The following is a 2755-nucleotide window of genomic DNA, read 5'->3' on the forward strand; positions in this document are numbered from 1 at the left end:
CGAGAAACCGGTTTTTTTTAGAGAATTGGGATATCTATCAAAATTGGGAATAAAAACCCGGTTTCTCAACGGTCGTAATTAGTAATAAATAATAAACAATTAGTAATTAATTAAGTTTATTTTTGGTAAATACTGTTAGGGCGAGAAACCGGTTTTTTTTAGAGAATTGGGATATCTATCAAAATTGGGAATAAAAACCCGGTTTCTCAACGGTCGTAATTAGTAATAAATAATAAACAATTAGTAATTAATTAAGTTTAGTTTTGGTGAATGCTGTTAGGGCGAGAAACCGGGTTTTTTAGAGAATTGGGATATCTATCAAAATTGGGAATAAAAACCCGGTTTCTAAACGGTCAACGGTCAACGGTCAACTATTTAACCATTCTTGGATAGTAGGAATAACTGCATCTAACTCAATATCTTGTCGTTTTCCGGTGGTTCGTTGGACGACTTCGACTTTGCCATTTTTTAATGACCGTCCGGTTACAATACGGTAAGGAATGCCGATTAAATCAGCATCTTTGAATTTTACCCCAGCCCGTTCGTCTCGGTCATCCAATAAAGTTTCAATCCCCAGCGCATTTAATTCATTATAGAATTGTTCGGCGGTTTGCATCGCCGTTTCATCGTCGATGTTGGGGACAACAATAATGACATGATAGGGGGCAATGGCCGGATTCCAGATCATGCCATCTTTATCATGACATTGTTCTACCGCAGCTTGGGCTAAACGAGAGACTCCTACCCCATAACATCCCATATAAAAGGGTAAGTCTTGCCCATCTTCGCTAGTATATAAGGCATTCATAGCTAGGGAATATTTAGTCCCCAGTTGGAAAATATGACCCACTTCAATCCCTCTCGCCGATTGTAACCGTTGTTCGGGGTCATGGGAAGCGCGATCGCCTGCCATCGCTTTCCGCACATCCACCACCCGTTTCGGTAAGTCAAATTGTTGTTGCCAATTCGCCCCAAACACATGATACCCCGTCTCATTAGCCCCAGTCACAAAGCGTTTTAACCCCACTGCCGTTGCATCCACCATCCGCACAAAATGGGGATGGACAGATTGACCATCTAACCAAAACAAGGCTTTTTCTAATGCTTTGCGAATATCAGATTTCAGAGTTGAAGAAGATGATAGTTGGGACTGGATAGCTTTTTGTACATCAATGCAAGAATATTCTTTTCGGTTTCTTGTCCCACGTTTACTTGGTAAACCTTTTACAACTTTTGTGGCATAATAGTTGCTTAAACCAAATTTAGCTAAATCTTGCCAGACAATTCTTTCCTTAGACTTAATATAATCATCCCCTAAATCCGGGGCAATATAGCCTAATGGTAAGGGTTTAGCGGCCCATTTTTGTTGCGCTTCTGCATCGGGGACCGTGACATCAATAACCGTTGTCGCGCCAAAATCTGTGGCAATTTTGGTTAACTCATTCTGTAATTTAACATCATTCACATCCTGATCCCCGCGAATACTGACAATGACTAATGCAGAGATGCCATTATCATAGGTGACTTCATACAAGACATTTTTCACAATATTGGTGGGGGAACATTTAGCAAACTCCGCTAAAGTGGCGATAGTCGAAGTATTAGGGGTTTCTCGCTTCTCGTACTCCTCAAAAGGTGATTCTACCGCATCAGGAGGGCTTGAAATGGCTTTCTCAACATTGGCGGCATATCTCCCATCTTCGGTGTAGAGTATCTCATCCTCGCCAATATCCGCCAGTACCATAAATTCTTGGGACCCTGATCCCCCAATTGCCCCAGAGTCGGCCTCTACTGCAACATAGTCTAACCCACAACGGCTAAACATATTCCGATAGGCCCGATCCATATCCTGATAGGTTTTCTTGAGACTGGCCTCATCGGTGTGGAAAGAATAGCCATCTTTCATAATAAACTCCCGACCGCGCATTAAGCCAAACCGGGGGCGAATTTCATCCCGGAATTTAGTTTGAATTTGGTATAAATGCAACGGCAGTTGACGATAGGAGCGGATCATCTCTTTTGCTATAGTGGTGATAACCTCCTCATGGGTAGGCCCGAGAGAGACTTCTTGTTCCCGGCGATCGCGGAATGCAAACATAATCCCTTCCGCTTTAGTATAAGTCTCCCACCGTCCCGACTCTTGCCACAACTCCGCAGGTTGTAGTTGGGGGAGTAAACATTCCTGGGCCCCCGTTGCGTCCATTTCTTCGCGCACAATTTGAGAGATTTTCCGCAAAACCCGCCACATGAGGGGAAGATAGGCATAAACCCCACTACCAATGCGGCGAATATATCCCGCACGCAGTAAGAGTTGGTGACTGGGTATGGTGGCCTCTGCGGGAGACTCCCGGAGAGTGACAAAGAGCATCTGAGACAGTCGCATGGCGTATTCCCTTATTGGTCGTTGCATCAATCTAGGATATCAGGTATCAAGTTGACCTTGGATTAAAATCCAAGGCTAAAAGCTCAAACCCGTTTTAACGGGTTGGGAAAGCTACCATTGAGGAGAAAAGGTTATTCCTTACCAGTTGGCCATGGGTTTCAACCCAAGGCTTGCCTTGTTCTAATCTATTCTCGTGACGCTATACTGGCCAAGCAGTTTGGTCTTTTTCCCGATGAGCTAGGGGCGACAGCCCCGCGCTCTATCCGACAGGGTGAGCGTCGGGAAGGATAGCCCGACAATTTGAGGATTCGATGTCCGAAAATTGTCAATCAGGAGTATTCTGTTTCTCGACATAAGATTTTAGTTGGGAAA

Annotated in this window: 1 protein-coding gene; it reads right to left on the reverse strand. The window is 44.1% G+C overall.

All coding sequences use genetic code 11. The features are described from left to right. Positions 1-367: 367 nt before the first annotated feature. Positions 368-2383, reverse strand: coding sequence for a proline--tRNA ligase (proS, locus tag PN462_RS11735; RefSeq protein WP_443029150.1), 2016 nt, complete (start codon positions 2381-2383; stop codon positions 368-370). Between the last annotated feature and the right edge of the window lie 372 nt (positions 2384-2755).

The sequence above is a fragment of the Spirulina sp. CS-785/01 genome, from assembly GCF_028330525.1.
Lineage (GTDB): Bacteria > Cyanobacteriota > Cyanobacteriia > Cyanobacteriales > Spirulinaceae > JAQMSD01.